Consider the following 15,933-nt stretch of genomic DNA (forward strand, 5'->3'; position numbering starts at 1 on the left):
CAAAAAATGACGATGAAATTTTCGATTAAACAGATTGCCGCCCAGTCCGGGGTCAGTAAGGCGACCGTGGATCGCGCGCTGCATCAGCGCGGCAGTGTCCATCCGCAAACTGAGCGGCGTATTGCCCAGGGGATACGCGACCTGGAGCTGCAGCATCGTGTCAGTCTCGCCAGTGGCAGAACGCTGCCGATTGATATCGTGCTGCACACGCCGGAACGCTTTAGCCAGTTGGTGACGGAGGCGCTGCTCAGCCAAATCAGCAGCTTTGCCCCTTTTCGGCTGGCGCTGCGTTTCCATATTTTTGAGCAGATTAGCGTGAGCGGGCTGCAGCGATTGCTGTTGCGCTGTAGTGCTGATAGCTATGGCGTACTGCTGAAAGCCAGTGATGAAGTTCCGCTTAATCAGGCGGTGGCTGAGCTGCTGAAGCTGCGGGTGCCGGTGGTGACGCTGGTAACGGACCTGCCGCACAGCATGCGGATTCGCTATGTCGGCATGGAGAACCATAATGCCGGGCGTACCGCGGCTTATTTACTGGCGCGCTGGCTGGAGCCGGCGCCGCAATCAGTGGCGGTGGTGCTGAGTAGCGATGGTTTTCGTGGCGAAGAACAGCGGGTTGATGGCTTCTGTGAGGCTTTACAACAGCTGGCGCCGCAGTTGCGGGTGAGGCGGGTGAGTGGCGGCTATGGCGTTAATCAGCTGACTCTGCCACAAATAGAGCAGGCGCTGGTACAGCATCAGGATATCCATGCGGTGTATAGCGTCGGCGGCGCCAATACTGCCATTATCGATGCTTTTAACCAGGCGCAGCGCAGGCTGAAGGTGTTTATCGCGCATGATCTGGACGCGGAAAATCGTCAGTTGCTGCGGCAGGGTAAGCTGGATGCGGTGATCGATCACGATCTCCGGCAGGATGCGCGCAGCGCGTTTCAGGCGATTTTACAGTTTCATGGCTTTCTGGCGCCGGAAGAAGAGCCGGGTCATTTTTCCCGGGTAAATGTGGTGACGCCTTATAATGTTTAGGGGGGACGTGAGCGTCAGGTGCTGAACCTGACTGAATAAGTCGGGAGAGGTTTATTATTATCAGCTGCCATTTAAAGCTTAGCGCATAAATAAAGAAACCATGAATTCATGTAACCAGTGCATATGCGGTTACAGACAAACCGCGCGGTGGAAAACTGGTTTTTTTACTGGAGTGCACAAATTATATAGCTAATAAACCTCTTCCCCAGGCTGGGAAATAACAAAACCCACCTTAAGCTGGGGCCGCATCGATTATTTACTATCTTTATAGATTGCCGATGATGGTGTGAAAAACTCGCAGGGTTGGGCATATTCACGGCGATAGCGGGTAATTAATTAAACTAATAAATTCATTTTATTATAATGATGATGATAACCCTGGTGAGGGTTATCACCGCGCGTTGCTATCAGTGCGGGCGAAAACGCGCCATAAAGTGCGTATCCACTTTTACTCCGTTACGCAGGGCGTAATTGCGTGCGGTGCCTTCCACCTCGAAGCCAAACTTGCGATACAGCGCGATGGCCGCGGCGTTATCGGTATACACCGTCAGTTCCATGCGCTCGACGCCCAGCCAGTTGTCACAGAGATCGACAATTGCTGCCAGCATCGCCTGCGCCACCCCTTTGCCGCGATGGTTCACATCCACGCCTAAACCGAAGTGGGCGGTATGGCGGCGGCGCGGTGACTGATTGACTTCCAGGGTGACTTGTCCCACCAGCTGACCGTCGATACAGGCCACCAGCGAATGCACGCCGGGACGCAGATTTGCCAGTCGATCCTGCCACAGTTGTAGTGATGGGTAAGGCACCTGTAGCGTTCCGGCCAGCGTTTCGGGCTGGCTGTAAAGCTGTTGAATGGCCTGCGCATCTGCAACATTAACATGGCGGATCTCAATCTGGCTCATCATGCGACTCCTTTGCGGGTTAGATTATTCCTCTTAAACATCATGGACTTTAGCGCAAAGGTCAAATGAAAATTTATCACAAAAACAACTTTACAGATGCGAATGATAATGATTATTATTGTCGTGCGTTCTCAGGAAGTCCACGCTGGACCTGCTGTGAAGGCACGACATTGCTCACATTGCTTCCAGTGTTTTTTAGCCAGCTCGGGTGCTGGCTTTTTTTTTTGCCTGCTTTGCGGCTACAGGGTGTAGTAAGTCGCCGCGCCCGGCCCGACCGGCAGACCGAAGCCAAATACCCAAATCATAAACAGTAGACTCCAGCCGATCAGAAACATCACCGAGTAGGGCAGCATTAGCGCCACCAGGGTGCCGATACCGAGATTGCGTTGATAGCGCGCCGCCACCGCCATAATCAGACCGAAGTAGCTCATCATTGGGGTAATCAGATTGGTAACCGAATCACCAATACGATATGCCGCCTGAATCACCTCTGGCGCAAAGCCTGTCAGCATCAGCATCGGTACAAAAATCGGTGCGGTTACCGCCCATTGTGCTGATGACGAACCAATCATCAGATTAATAAAGCCGCAGATCACAATAAAACCAAAGAACAGCAGCGGGGCATTGATATCCATTGCGGATAGCAGACCGGCGCCTTTTACCGCGATAACGGTGCCGAAGTTACTCCAGCTAAACAGGGCGACAAACTGCGCGGCAAAGAACACCAGCACGATATACAGGCTCAGCATACTGATACTCTTCGCCATCGCATTAATCACATCACGGTCGCTGCGCAGGGTGCCGTTTATCCGGCCGTAGACGTAACCAGGAATGGCGAAAAACAGCATAATAAACATCACAATACCGTGCAGAAACGGCGAGCCGGCAAATCCACCGGTTTGCGGATTGAGCAGAATGCCGTAGCCCGGGATCAGCGTCAGCCCGAGCAGCAGGCTCAGCAGCAGCAGTGTTATACCCGCCCCTTTTAACGCCCGTTTCTCCTGCGGATTAAGGGTGCCCAGATCTCCCTGCGGCGCGTCACCGTCGGTTTCGCGATACTTACCCAGTTTAGGTTCGATAATGCTGGTGGTGATCCAGGTGCCCAGCAGGGCGATAACAAAGGTACTGGCAAACATAAAGTACCAGTTTACTTCCGGGCCGACGGTATAGCCGGGGTCGATAATCTGCGCGGCGTTTTGCGTAATGCCCGACAATAACGGATCAAGAGTACCCAGCAGCAGATTGGCGCTATACCCCCCGGAGACGCCAGCGAATGCCGCCGCCAGCCCGGCCAGTGGATGGCGTCCCAGGGAGTGGAACAGCATTGCCGACAGCGGGATCAGCACCACATAACCGAGTTCGGAAGCGGTATTGGAGATAATCCCGGCGAACACCAGGATAAAGGTGAGCAGCCGTTTTGGCGCGCCAAACACCAGCGCGCGCATTGCTGCGGACAACAGCCCGGAGTGCTCGGCAATGCCGACGCCAAGCATGGCCACCAGCACCGTACCCAGCGGGGTAAAACTGGTGAAGTTGGTCACCAGATTACTGACGATGCGCTGCAAGCCGGCAGCGCTAAACAGGCTGACAACCTGCACAACCCCGTCGGCGGCGCGTCCACTGGCGCCTTCCGGCCGCGGATCGATAACGCTGATATTGAATCCGGCGGCAATGCCGGAGGCGATGATCACCATCAGGCACAGGATGGCGAACAGGGTGACCGGGTGAGGCAGCAGGTTGCCCAGCCATTCGATGGTATTCAGCAGGCGGGTGATCGGGCCTGGCGGTTTGAGCGCAGTATTTTCTGTCATATTCCTTCCCTGAAATTTCCAAGTGGTTCAGCACAGCCGTAGTATTGGACTGTCATCTTACGTGGCGGGAAAAAGTTACCAATAGAGTAAAACCGAGCTAATACCAAGATAAAACCGAATAGATTGATATTAATTTCAAATGTATTAATGCGTTACTTGTTGATTTTATTATTTTTAATACGCTTTTTTTTCGCATTAATAGCGCTTTTTTTGCCATTATCCACCGTCGGGAACTTTGCCAGTTTGTGATATGGCTAAACATCCGCAATGATAATCACCGCTGTTTTCATCCGCTGCGTAGCGGCAATTTGTCTGAGCAATACGCCGGAATATCCTTCATATTTTTTGAACAGAGGTGTGAAGTTTTTCAGCTATCATCCTGTCCGCTTCAGGTCCAGACTACGTGAAAACGTTGAGGAGGGTTGAATATGATTTATTTACGTAAAGCTAATGATCGCGGTCACGCAAACCATGGCTGGCTGGATAGCTGGCATACTTTCTCCTTTGCTAATTACTATGATGCGGACTTTATGGGTTTCTCCGCGCTGCGGGTAATTAACGAAGACGTTATCGCTGCCGGTCAGGGTTTTGGTACCCATCCGCATAAAGATATGGAAATTCTGACCTATGTGCTCTCGGGTGTGGTTGAACATCAGGACAGCATGGGTAATAAAGAGCAGATCCCGGCCGGGGAGTTTCAGATTATGAGTGCGGGTACCGGAGTACGTCACTCCGAGTACAACGGCAGTCGCGACCAGCCGCTGCATCTTTATCAGATCTGGATTATCCCGGACACTAACGGCATCGCGCCACGCTATGAGCAGCGTCGCTTTGACGATATCCAGGGACGCCAGCTGGTATTGTCGCCGGATGCGCGCGAGGGTTCGCTGAAAGTCCATCAGGATATGACTCTGTCGCGCTGGGTGCTGAAACAGGGTGAGCAGGCCAGTGCAGAGGTTGCCAGCGCGCGCCGCATCTGGATTCAGGTAGTGAAAGGCGATGTGCAGGTGAATGGTCAGCCAGCAACCACCAGCGATGCGCTGGCGATCCAGGACGAAAGCACGCTGTCCATTCAGGCGGACAGCGACGCCGAAATCCTGCTGTTTGATCTGCCAGCGGTCTGATCGCGTAATTTTTAGCGCATTATCATAAAAGATGGCCAGCGATTGCTGGCCATCCTGGTATTGTGGTGATCACCGCAAGGTTAGCGTCGTATTTTTTGGTAGACTCCTTGTTACCTCAATATACAGTCGCTAATGATGAAGAAAAAAAGACCCGTATTGCAAGATGTTGCCGATCGTATCGGCATTACCAAAATGACGGTCAGCCGCTACCTGCGTAACCCCGACCAGGTTTCCGCCGCCCTGCGTGAAAAAATTGCCGTCGCGCTGGATGAACTTGGCTATATCCCCAACCGGGCGCCGGATATGTTATCCAATGCCACCAGCCGCGCAATTGGCGTGCTACTGCCTTCGCTGACTAACCAGGTTTTCGCCGATGTGCTGCGTGGTATCGAAGCGGTTACCGATGCGGCTGGTTATCAGACCCTGCTCAGCCACTTTGGCTACAATCAGGAGAAAGAGGAACTGCAGCTGCGTTCGCTGCTGGGCTGGAACATTGATGGCCTGATCCTTACCGAGCGCAGTCATACGCCGGGCAGTTTGCGCATGATTGAAACCGCCGGGATCCCGGTCATTGAGATGATGGATTCAGTCTCGCCGTGTCTGGATATGGCGGTGGGCTTTGATAATGTCGAGGCGGCGCGTCAGATGACGCGGGCGATTATCGCCAAAGGCCATACGCATACCGTTTATCTTGGCGCGCGTCTCGATGAACGAACCCTGCAGAAACAACGCGGCTATGAGATCGCCATGCGTGAGGCGCAGCTGCAGCCCAATAGCGTGATGATGGAGGAAGCCTCGTCATTTACCGCCGGCGCCGAGCTGATGCGCGAAGCGCAGCGCCGTTTTCCGGCGACGGACAGCCTGTTCTGTACCAATGATGACCTGGCGGTCGGCGCGATGTTTGAGTGCCAGCGCCAGGGATTGCGCGTACCCGAAGAGATGGCGATCGCCGGTTTTCACGGCCATGACATTTCGCTGGTGGTCAACCCGCAACTGGCGACGGTGCTGACGCCGCGTGAGCGTATGGGCCGGGAGGCGGCGGCAATGCTGCTGGCACGAATTGGCGGCGATAAACGCGCGCTGAAACCGCTGGATGTGGGCTTTGAAATTTCGGAAGGCGGCAGCATCTGATTATTGCGTTTTTATGAGATAGCTCACATTTACAACCTTTTCCCGGCAGAACGGTTGCCATTACAGGCGCACGTACTGAGAATGTCATGCGTATTTGTTATCGGTAACATGCGTATCCTTATCTGCCGGAGTTAAAAAAATGAAAACCAATCCCGCGTCGCATCATGTATTTATCCTGATGGGCGTATCTGGTAGCGGTAAATCCGCTGTTGCTAACCAGGTCTCATACCAGTTAAAAACCGCATTCCTCGATGGTGATTTCCTGCACCCGCGTGCCAACATCGAGAAAATGGCCGAAGGTCATCCGCTGAACGATGACGATCGCCGTCCCTGGCTGCAAGCGCTTAACGATGCAGCCTTCGCCATGCAACGCACCAACGATATTTCGATTATCGTCTGCTCGGCGCTGAAAAAAAGCTATCGCGATATTCTACGCAAGGGTAATAGCAACCTGTCGTTTATCTACCTGAAGGGTGACTTCGAAACCATTGAGTCGCGCCTGAAAGCACGTAAAGGCCACTTCTTTAAGCCGCAAATGCTGGTGACCCAGTTTGCCACGCTGGAAGAACCGGCGGCTGATGAACCGGACGTGTTAGTGGTTGATATTGATCATTCACTGGAAGAGGTTGTTGCCGCCACCGTCGCTACCATCGAAGGTGCGACCCAAAAGGATTAGCTCTGATGAGTACCGCAACACTGGTTCTGACCGCAGCAGGTTCGGTATTACTGCTGCTGTTTCTTGTAATGAAAGCCCGCATGCACGCCTTTGTGGCGCTAATGTTAGTCTCCATCGGTGCCGGTATCTTCTCCGGCATGCCTCTCGACAAAATCGCTGACACCATGCAAAAGGGCATGGGCGGCACCCTGGGTTTCCTCGCCATTGTGGTCGCGCTCGGCGCGATGTTCGGTAAGATCCTGCATGAGACCGGAGCGGTCGATCAGATAGCGATTCGCATGCTCAAATCCTTTGGTGAACACCGCGCGCACTATGCGATGGGTATCGCCGGGCTGATTTGCGCCTTACCGCTGTTTTTTGAGGTGGCGATCGTGCTGCTGATTAGCATCGCGTTTGCCGTGGCGCGTCGTACCAATGACAATCTGGTTAAGCTGGTGGTGCCGCTGTTTGCCGGTGTCGCGGCCTCGGCGGCGTTTCTGTTGCCGGGACCTGCGCCGATGCTGCTGGCATCGCAGATGCACGCTGATTTTGGCTGGATGATCCTGCTTGGCCTGTGTGCGGCGATCCCCAGTATGCTGATCGCCGGGCCGCTGTTTGGTAATTTTATCAGCCGTCACGTCGAGTTTCGTGTACCGGCAGATGTCACACAGCCGGAGTATGACAGCAGTAAATTGCCGTCATTTGGTTTCAGTCTGGCGCTGATTCTGTTTCCGCTGGTACTGGTGGGGCTGAAAACTATCGGTGCGCGCTTTACCATTGAAGGCAGCAGCTTGTATCAGTGGCTGGAGTTTATTGGCCATCCGTTTACCGCCATTCTGCTGGCCTGTCTGGTGGCGATTTATGGCCTGGCTTACCGTCAGGGAATGGACAAAGAGCGGGTGATGGCGATCTGCGGCAGCGCGCTGCAACCGGCGGGGATTATTCTGCTGGTGATCGGTGCCGGTGGCGTATTTAAGCAGGTGCTGGTGGATTCGGGCGTTGGCCCGGCGCTGGGGAACGCGCTGACCGGCGCGGGGTTGCCGATTGCGCTGGCCTGCTTTATTCTCGCGGCCGCGGTGCGGGTGATTCAGGGTTCGGCTACCGTGGCCTGCCTGACCACTGTCGGGCTGGTAATGCCGGTGATTGAGGTATTGCATTATTCCGGCGCGCAGCTGGCGGCGCTGTCGATCTGTATTGCCGGTGGGTCAATTGTGTTAAGTCACGTGAATGATGCCGGTTTCTGGCTATTTGGCCGTTTTACCGGCGCCAGCGAAGCGCAGACGTTGAAAACCTGGACGCTAATGGAAACCATTCTGGGTACCGTTGGCGCCGTGGTGGGCATGATTGCCTTTAGCTTGTTGTCATAATTAACTGCGCAGGGCGGCCAGAGTGCCGCCCTTGTATACCGCCGGTTTCAAATCTTCAAATACGCCCGGATGCCATCCAGAAACATCTGCGTTGCCAGCATAATCAAAATCAACCCCATCAGACGTTCCAGCGCATTGACCCCTTTGTCGCCCAGCAGGCGCAGAAACAGGCCGGAAAGCAGCAAAATCACTACGGTCATTCCCCACGCAATCATCAGCGCTACCACCAGGTGACCCATCTGGTTCGGGTACTGGTGCGACAACAGCATTAGCGTTGCCAGCAGTGATGGCCCGGCGACCAGCGGGATCGCCAGCGGCACCAGAAATGGCTCTTCGCCAGCGGATAAACCGCTGCTACTACTCTCCTGCGACGGGAAAATCATTTTGATGGCGATCAGAAACAGAATAATGCCGCCGGAAATTGAGACGGTTTCGGTGCGCAGGTTAAGGAAGGTTAAAATCTTTTCGCCGGCGAACAGAAACAGCAGCATGATCACCAGGGCGATCAACAGTTCGCGAATCAGCACCACGCGTCGACGTTTTGGCTCCAGATGCTTTAAAACCGACATAAAAATCGGCAAATTGCCCAGCGGGTCCATAATAAGCAACAATAATATTGTTGCGGAGATCATCTCTGTCATCGTTATTGTTCTCTTGTTCCGGCGTCACCGAGGCCGGTTATAAGTCATGCTGCTGAAAATAATGCTAACTATCGATTTAATTCACTTGCCAGTTTTGCTGCATTTTGTAAGGTGGTACTCATATTTATTTCAACTCTAACAAGTCAGGCGTCATCGGCGTAGCCAGTTTACCCCCGCCAGCGCGCCGCAACCGGAGCGTACTGAAAGTACGTGAGGATTGCGAGCACTGCCGGACAGTAAAATGGCCAGTCAGATAGCCTGCAGCAGGTGCAATATGAAATCAGTAGGATTGATCGGCTGGCGCGGTATGGTTGGCTCAGTACTTATGCAGCGGATGATCGAAGAGCGTGATTTTGACGTCATTCGCCCGGTGTTCTTTTCCACCTCACAGCATGGCCAGGCCGCGCCGGAATTTGCCGGCGCCGCCGCCGGTACGCTGCAGGACGCCTATAATATCGATGCGCTGAAGGCGCTGGATATCATCATTACCTGCCAGGGCGGCGATTATACCAGCGAAGTCTATCCAAAGCTGCGCGCCAGCGGCTGGCAGGGTTACTGGATCGACGCCGCTTCTACGCTGCGGATGAAAGATGATGCGATTATTATCCTCGATCCGGTCAACCATCATGTGATCCATCAGGGTCTGGATAAAGGCATTAAAACCTTCGTCGGCGGTAACTGTACCGTCAGCCTGATGCTGATGTCGCTCGGCGGCCTGTTTGCCAATGATCTGGTGGAGTGGGCTTCCGTCGCCACCTATCAGGCGGCTTCCGGCGGCGGTGCGCGTCATATGCGTGAACTGCTGTCACAGATGGGGATGCTGCATACCCACGTGGCCGCAGAGCTGGCGAACCCGGCTTCAGCCATCCTGGATATTGAGCGTAAAGTGACCGAACTGAGCCGTGCGGGCGCCCTGCCGGTGGATAACTTTGGCGTGCCGCTGGCCGGTAGCCTGATCCCATGGATCGACAAACAGCTGGAAAATGGTCAGAGCCGCGAAGAGTGGAAAGGCCAGGCTGAAACCAATAAGATCCTGCACACCGCGCAAACTATCCCGGTTGACGGCTTATGTGTTCGTGTCGGCGCGCTGCGCTGTCACAGCCAGGCATTTACCCTGAAACTGAAAAAAGATCTGCCGCTGGCGGAAATTGAACAGCTGCTGGCTGCGCATAACGACTGGGTAAAAGTGGTACCGAACGACCGTGAAATTACCATGCGTGAACTGACCCCGGCGGCAGTCACCGGCACCCTGAGTACGCCGGTTGGACGTCTGCGCAAACTGAATATGGGGCCAGACTACCTCTCGGCATTTACCGTTGGCGATCAGCTACTGTGGGGCGCCGCCGAACCGCTGCGCCGTATGCTGCGTTTGCTGGTGGACTAAAGCCACTAACGGGCCTGGATCTTCCGGGCCCGTACTGAGATTACTCCCCCCCTTTTATGAGGAAAACAGCACCTTTACGGAACATCCGGCCGGTGTTCCTGCACCAAAATAGTCCTTCAAGTGATCCGCTTCCCTTTTTTTAGCACTGACAAAAATTATTTTACGCATTCTTCACAGGCTAATGGTTAGCCTTAGCTATGCTTATAAAAGATGTCCTGATTTTTGGCTGTTTTGCTTTCCCAACTGAATTGAATTTGTGCGCAGCAGTGGTTTTCTATTCCAGAGGATGGATGCCCTCCATGTCTGCGCGCTGATGGCTCAATGAAGAGCAGCACTCAGTGAATGCCCTATCGCGGTTTTGTATCGCTGATTCGCTTGCCATATGTCACAGGAAGAAAGTCATGTCAGAGCTACCCGATCGCCAGGCGATCAATGCAATTATTTCCGGTCATTATGCCGATCCGTTCGCGCTGCTCGGTATGCATCAGACCGACGCCGGGCTGGAGGTTCGCGCTTTACTGCCTGATGCCTCTGAAGTCTGGGTGATTGAGACCAGTACCGGGCGTCAATGCGCGCAGCTTAAGTGCCTTGATTCACGCGGATTCTTTAGCGGTGTTATTCCGCGGCGTAAAACGCCTTTCCGTTATCAGCTGGCGGTGATCTGGCATGGTGAGCAGAATCTTATTGATGATGCCTACCGCTTTGGCCCGTTGCTGGCCGAGCTGGATAGCTGGCTGCTGGCGGAAGGCACCCATTTGCGTCCTTACGAAACCCTCGGGGCGCATGCCGATGTAATTGATGGCGTCAGCGGCACCCGTTTCTCGGTCTGGGCGCCGAATGCACATCGCGTCTCCGTGGTCGGCGAGTTTAACTACTGGGATGGCCGACGCCATCCGATGCGCCTGCGCCGTGAAAGCGGCATCTGGGAGTTGTTTGTGCCGGCGGCGCGTCCGGGACAGATGTATAAGTTTGAGATTATTGATGCCTGGGGTCAGCTGCGGCTGAAGGCGGATCCCTATGCATTCGAAGCCCAGATGCGACCAGAGACCGCGTCGATGATCTGTGGTTTGCCGCCAAAAATCGCCATGACCGCTGAGCGTAAGGCAGCCAATGCCTTTGACGCGCCGATTTCGATTTATGAAGTGCATCTTGGTTCCTGGCGTCGTCATACCGATAATCATTTCTGGCTGAGCTATAAAGAGCTGGCGGAACAGCTGGTGCCCTATGTGAAAGAGATGGGTTTTACCCATATTGAACTGATGCCGATCAACGAACACCCGTTTGATGGCAGCTGGGGCTATCAGCCGCTGGGCATGTATGCGCCTACCCGACGTTTCGGCACCCGCGATGACTTCCGCGCATTTATTACCGCCGCCCATGACGCCGGGCTGAATGTGCTGCTTGACTGGGTGCCGGGACACTTCCCCTCCGATGAATTTGGTCTGGCGAAATTTGACGGCACTGAGTTGTATGAGCATGGCGATCCGCGAGAAGGCTATCACCAGGACTGGAATACGCTGATTTATAACTTTGGCCGGCGTGAAGTCAGTAACTACCTGGCGGGCAACGCGCTTTACTGGATGGAGCGCTTTGGCATCGATGGCTTACGCGTCGATGCGGTCGCGTCAATGATCTATCGCGATTACAGTCGCGCCGAAGGCGAGTGGATCCCCAATGCTTTTGGCGGGAGGGAAAATCTCGAAGCGGTCTCTTTCCTGCGCTACACCAACCGCACGCTGGGCCAGGCGGCGCCGGGCGTGATTACCGTAGCGGAAGAGTCCACCGACTATCCCGGCGTCTCACGGCCAGCGGAAATGGGCGGACTGGGTTTCTGGTTTAAGTGGAACCTCGGCTGGATGCACGACACGCTCGATTATATGAAGCACGATCCGGTGCATCGCCGCTATCACCACAATCTGATGACCTTTGGCCTGCTGTACAACTACAGCGAAAACTTTGTGCTGCCGCTGTCCCATGACGAGGTGGTGCATGGCAAGCGATCGATTCTCGACCGTATGCCGGGCGACGCATGGCAGAAGTTTGCCAATTTGCGTGCCTACTATGGCTGGATGTGGGCTTTCCCCGGCAAAAAACTGCTGTTTATGGGGAATGAGTTTGCCCAGGGCAAAGAGTGGAATCATGACACCAGCCTCGACTGGCATCTGCTGGAAGGCGAGGATAACTGGCATAACGGCGTACAGCGGCTGGTGCGCGATCTGAATCTCACCTATCGCCACCATAAGGCGATGCACCAGCTCGATTTTGACAGTAGCGGCTTTGAATGGCTGGTGGTCGACGATCATGATAATTCCGTCTTTGCTTTTATCCGGCGCGATCGCGACGGCAATGAGATCATGGTGGTGTCCAACTTCACCCCGGTACCGCGCCATGACTATCGCTTTGGCATTAACCAGCCGGGCTGCTGGCGTGAAATCCTGAATACCGATGCCGCACATTATCACGGTAGCGGCCTCGGCAACGGTTTGCTGCTGAGCGAGCCGATTGCCAGCCATCAGCGCCCGCATTCGCTGAGTCTGACCATCCCACCGCTGGCGACCTTATGGCTGGTCAGGGAGGGTGAATGAGTTCATTACAGTATGGTCAGCCCACGCCGGCCGGGGCGTCTTACGATGGTAAAGGTGTCAATTTCACCCTGTTCTCGCAACATGCGCAGCGGGTGGAACTCTGCCTGTTTGACGAACAGGGCAGAGAGACACGCTATGACCTGCCGGCCCGTAGTGGTGATATCTGGCATGGCTATCTGCCAGCCATTAAAGCTGGCCAGCTGTATGGTTATCGTGTGCATGGTCCCTGGCAGCCACAGCAGGGACACCGCTTCAATCCGGCAAAGTTGCTGGTTGATCCCTGCGCCCGGGAAGTGACCGGTGACGTGACGGACGATGCGCGCTTTTTCTGCGGCGATGAGCAGATCGATACGCAGGATAGCGCCGATATTGCGCCGAAAAGCGTGGTGGTGGTGGATGATTTTGACTGGGAAGACGATGTTGCGCCGCGCGTGCCCTGGGGGACGACGGTGATCTACGAAGCCCATGTGCGCGGCCTGACCAAACTTCATCCTGATATTCCGGAGGCGATCCGTGGCACCTATGCGGCACTTGGCCATCCGGTGATGATCGACTATTTCCAACGACTGGGGATCACTACCCTCGAGCTACTGCCGATCGCTTTTTTTGCCAATGAGCCGCGCCTGCTGCGTCTGGGGCTGAGCAATTACTGGGGCTACAACCCGCTGGCGCATTATGCCCTTGACGGGCGTTACGCCTCCGGCGTCGATCAGCTGCATCCGCTTAATGAGTTTCAGCAGGCGGTCAAAGCGCTGCATCGCGCCGGAATCGAGGTGGTGCTGGATGTGGTGTTTAACCATACCGCCGAACTGGAAGCTGAGGTGGGTCCGACGCTGTCGCAGCGCGGTATCGATAATAAAAGTTATTACTGGCTTACCGATCAGGGCGAGAACCATAACTGGACCGGCTGTGGCAACACGCTAAATCTCAGCCATCCGGCAGTGCGGCAGTGGACGCTGGAGTGCCTGCGTTACTGGGTGGAGGTGTGTCATGTCGACGGTTTTCGCTTTGATCTCGCCACCGTGCTCGGGCGTACGCCGCAGTACGATCCGCAGGCGGAAATGTTTGCGGCGATTAACGCCGATCCGCTGCTGTCGCAGGTAAAACTGATCGCCGAGCCGTGGGATATCGGTCCCGGCGGCTATCAGGTGGGCAATTTCCCGGCCCCTTTTGCCGAATGGAACGACCATTTCCGCGATGGTATGCGCCGTTTCTGGCTGCATGGCGATATCAGCAACGGCGCCTTTGCCCGGCGCTTTGCCGCCTCCAGTGATGTGTTCCGGCACACTGATCGTCCGCCATCGGCCTGTATCAATCTGATCACCGCCCATGACGGTTTTACGCTGCGTGATGTTGTGAGCTTCGAACGCAAGCATAACGAAGCCAATGGCGAAGATAACAACGACGGCAGCAACAGCAACTTCAGCCATAACCACGGCAGTGAAGGTCTGAAGGTGTCGCTGAATATTGTTGAGCGCCGCCGCCGCAGCGTTCACGGGTTACTGACCACGCTGCTGCTGGCGCAGGGTACGCCAATGCTACTGGCCGGTGATGAACATGGCCACAGCCAGCATGGCAATAATAATGCTTACTGTCAGGACAACCAGCTGACGTGGCTGGACTGGCAGAATAACGATCCCGGGCTGTTTAACTTTACTGCCGCCCTGATTCATCTGCGTCGTCGTATTCCGGCGCTGCAGCAGGATCAGTGGTGGCAGGAGGGTGACGGCAACGTGCAGTGGCTCAATGCTAACGGCCAGCCACTGAGCAGCGAAGAGTGGGAACAGGGGATGCGCAGATTGCAGATTCTGCTCTCCGGCCGTTGGTTAATAACAATAAACGCCACTGAAGACGTGAGCGACATCGCACTACCAGCTGGGGAATGGCATGCCATTCCCCCTTTTGCCGGGGATGATAACCCGATCCTCACAACTGTCTGGCATGGGCCCGCGCATGGCGTGAGCGTGTTCCAAAAGCAAGCATAAGGAGTCAGACATGGTCAAATTAGAAAGAGCAGATCATCTTATGTTGGCAAGGCAGCTGCCAACACAAACCGTAGCCCTGATCCTTGCTGGCGGACGCGGAACGCGCCTGCGGGATCTCACCGCCAAACGCGCCAAACCTGCGGTGCACTTTGGCGGTAAATTTCGCATTATCGACTTTGCCCTCTCCAACTGTATTAACTCGGGGATCCGCCGCATTGGTGTGATTACCCAGTACCAATCGCATACCCTGGTGCAGCATATCCAGCGTGGCTGGTCATTCTTTAATGAGGAGATGAACGAATTTGTTGATCTGCTTCCGGCACAGCAGCGCTTTTCCACAGAGAGCTGGTATCGCGGTACCGCCGATGCGGTCACCCAGAACCTCGATATTATTCGGCGTTACAACGCCCAGTACATCGTGATTCTGGCCGGCGATCATATCTATAAAATGGACTATTCGCGCATGTTGCTGGATCACGTGGCGAATGATGCGAAATGCACCATTGCCTGTATTCCGGTGCCGATTGCCGAAGCCACCGCCTTTGGGGTGATGGCGGTCGATAACGAAAATAAGGTAATCGACTTTGTCGAGAAGCCGAAAGAACCGCCGGCGATGCCAGGGGACGATACCCAGTCATTAGCCAGTATGGGGATCTACGTATTTAACGCGGAATACCTGTATCAACTACTGGAAGAGGATCTGCAACTGACCAACTCCAGCCATGATTTCGGTAAAGACCTGCTGCCAAAAATCGTCGCCAGCGGTGAAGCTTTTGCCCACTCATTCAATATCTCCTGTGTGCAGAGCGATGACAGTTCAACGCCTTACTGGCGTGATGTTGGTACCCTGGAAGCTTACTGGCGTGCGAATCTGGATCTGGCTTCGGTGATGCCGGAACTGGATATGTATGACACGGAGTGGCCGATACGTACCCAGATGGAGCAGTTGCCGCCAGCGAAGTTTGTCCAGGATCGCTCCGGCAGTCATGGGATGACGATGAACTCGCTGGTTTCCGGGGGCTGCATTATCTCCGGATCGGTGGTGGTGCACTCGGTGTTGTTCCCCCGGGTGCGGATTAATTCATTCTGTAATATTGATTCCTCCGTGTTGCTTCCGGATGTGGTGATTGGGCGCTCATGTCGTCTGCGTCGCTGCGTTATCGATCGCGCCTGTGTCCTCCCGGAGGGGATGGTCATTGGTGAGAACCCTGACGAAGACAGCCGCCGGTTTTATCGTTCAGAAGAGGGGATCGTACTGGTTACGCGAGCAATGTTGGCCAAACTGGCTAAAGCTGCTGGCTGACGGACGAGATGTTATTGCTATC

The 15,933-nt window shown here is 54.8% G+C and carries 12 protein-coding genes; 9 read left to right on the top strand and 3 right to left on the bottom strand.

The window, feature by feature from the left end:
* Nucleotides 1-12 precede the first annotated feature (12 nt).
* Nucleotides 13-1,020, top strand: coding sequence for a LacI family DNA-binding transcriptional regulator (locus JWF83_RS04635; protein WP_413649020.1), 1,008 nt, complete (start codon nt 13-15; stop codon nt 1,018-1,020).
* Between the two features lie 407 nt (nt 1,021-1,427).
* Here the strand turns inward: JWF83_RS04635 and JWF83_RS04640 are convergent, their stop codons facing one another.
* The gene (locus JWF83_RS04640) at nt 1,428-1,925 is read right to left on the bottom strand and encodes a GNAT family N-acetyltransferase (protein ID WP_413649170.1); all 498 of its coding nucleotides are present in this window, start codon (nt 1,923-1,925) and stop codon (nt 1,428-1,430) included.
* A gap of 239 nt (nt 1,926-2,164) precedes the next feature.
* Nucleotides 2,165-3,736 carry an AbgT family transporter gene (locus tag JWF83_RS04645; protein WP_413649021.1) on the bottom strand — a complete coding sequence of 524 codons (1,572 nt, stop codon included), beginning with the start codon at nt 3,734-3,736 and terminating at the stop codon, nt 2,165-2,167.
* A 428-nt stretch (nt 3,737-4,164) separates the two neighbouring features.
* Between JWF83_RS04645 and JWF83_RS04650 the strand changes: the two genes are divergently transcribed.
* From JWF83_RS04650 to gntU, 4 genes are all read left to right on the top strand, one after another.
* Nucleotides 4,165-4,860, top strand: a complete 696-nt coding sequence (locus tag JWF83_RS04650) for a pirin family protein (RefSeq protein WP_413649022.1) — start codon at nt 4,165-4,167, stop codon at nt 4,858-4,860.
* Nucleotides 4,861-4,995: 135 nt separating this feature from the next.
* Nucleotides 4,996-5,991 (top strand): gluconate operon transcriptional repressor GntR, encoded by a 996-nt coding sequence (gntR, locus tag JWF83_RS04655; protein ID WP_413649171.1) that lies wholly within the window; start codon nt 4,996-4,998, stop codon nt 5,989-5,991.
* A gap of 139 nt (nt 5,992-6,130) precedes the next feature.
* Nucleotides 6,131-6,667 (top strand): gluconokinase, encoded by a 537-nt coding sequence (gene gntK / locus JWF83_RS04660; RefSeq protein WP_413649024.1) that lies wholly within the window; start codon nt 6,131-6,133, stop codon nt 6,665-6,667.
* 5 nt (nt 6,668-6,672) lie between these two features.
* Complete coding sequence (gntU, locus tag JWF83_RS04665) at nt 6,673-8,013, top strand: gluconate transporter (protein WP_413649026.1); 1,341 nt, start codon at nt 6,673-6,675, stop codon at nt 8,011-8,013.
* Nucleotides 8,014-8,060: 47 nt separating this feature from the next.
* Here gntU and JWF83_RS04670 read toward each other — a convergent pair whose 3' ends face one another.
* Nucleotides 8,061-8,654: a YhgN family NAAT transporter gene (locus JWF83_RS04670; protein WP_413649028.1), complete on the bottom strand. Its 594-nt coding sequence runs from the start codon at nt 8,652-8,654 to the stop codon at nt 8,061-8,063.
* A 274-nt stretch (nt 8,655-8,928) separates the two neighbouring features.
* Here JWF83_RS04670 and asd point away from each other — a divergent pair, with 274 nt between their 5' ends.
* The 4 genes from asd (at nt 8,929) to glgC (ending at nt 15,911) form a co-directional block, all read left to right on the top strand.
* A complete protein-coding gene (gene asd / locus JWF83_RS04675) occupies nt 8,929-10,038 on the top strand; it encodes an aspartate-semialdehyde dehydrogenase (RefSeq protein WP_413649029.1) in 1,110 nt (369 codons plus the stop codon).
* Nucleotides 10,039-10,439: 401 nt separating this feature from the next.
* Nucleotides 10,440-12,623 (top strand): 1,4-alpha-glucan branching enzyme, encoded by a 2,184-nt coding sequence (glgB, locus tag JWF83_RS04680; RefSeq protein ID WP_413649031.1) that lies wholly within the window; start codon nt 10,440-10,442, stop codon nt 12,621-12,623.
* On the top strand, nt 12,620-14,608 hold the full coding sequence (gene glgX / locus JWF83_RS04685; protein ID WP_413649032.1) for a glycogen debranching protein GlgX: 1,989 nt from the start codon (nt 12,620-12,622) through the stop codon (nt 14,606-14,608). The genes glgB and glgX overlap by 4 nt, the downstream gene beginning before the upstream one ends.
* Nucleotides 14,609-14,618: 10 nt before the next feature.
* Nucleotides 14,619-15,911, top strand: a complete 1,293-nt coding sequence (gene glgC / locus JWF83_RS04690; protein ID WP_413649034.1) for a glucose-1-phosphate adenylyltransferase — start codon at nt 14,619-14,621, stop codon at nt 15,909-15,911.
* The last annotated feature ends 22 nt before the right edge of the window (nt 15,912-15,933 follow it).

It is taken from the genome of Pantoea sp. B65, from assembly GCF_047308185.1.
GTDB lineage: Bacteria > Pseudomonadota > Gammaproteobacteria > Enterobacterales > Enterobacteriaceae > Erwinia.